Origin of the sequence: Nioella ostreopsis (assembly GCF_004000255.1) — a bacterium.
Lineage (GTDB): Bacteria > Pseudomonadota > Alphaproteobacteria > Rhodobacterales > Rhodobacteraceae > Nioella > Nioella ostreopsis.
Genome location: NZ_RCIQ01000093.1, coordinates 1 through 415 on the forward strand (window position 1 = coordinate 1; position 415 = coordinate 415).

The following is a 415-nucleotide window of genomic DNA, read 5'->3' on the forward strand; positions in this document are numbered from 1 at the left end:
TGACGTCAATCTGAGGCGAGCATTGTGCCAGGCAGCAACCGTCATGATGAACCGTGGCCGATCAACATGGCTGAGAACATGGGGAGCCCAGCTCGCGGAGCGGCGCGGGCGCAAAATTGCGATGGTCGCCCTCGCACGCCGCATCGCGGTCATTCTTCATCGGATTTGGGTCGATGGCACAACCTTCCAGTCAGATGCGGCACCGAACCCTGTCTGACAGAATGATATCCCACCCGTTGCCTGCTTGATTGCAGGCTTTCGAGGTCCCGCAGGGACGTGGTTCCGATGATGCCGTGGTCTGGACTGTCGCTGACTCCCGTCAAGTACGCCTATGAGATGGGCACATCGGAATTACATCGAACCAGCATCATGTTGGCAGCCGCCGCGCTGACCACGAACCGAAGCATGTACCCCA

1 pseudogene is annotated in these 415 nt (G+C 59.0%); it reads left to right on the forward strand.

Annotation, left to right across the window (positions count from 1 at the left end):
• Window positions 1–217 (forward strand): annotated as a pseudogene (locus EP237_RS23405) (IS110 family transposase); the annotation flags it as partial.
• Between the last annotated feature and the right edge of the window lie 198 nt (window positions 218–415).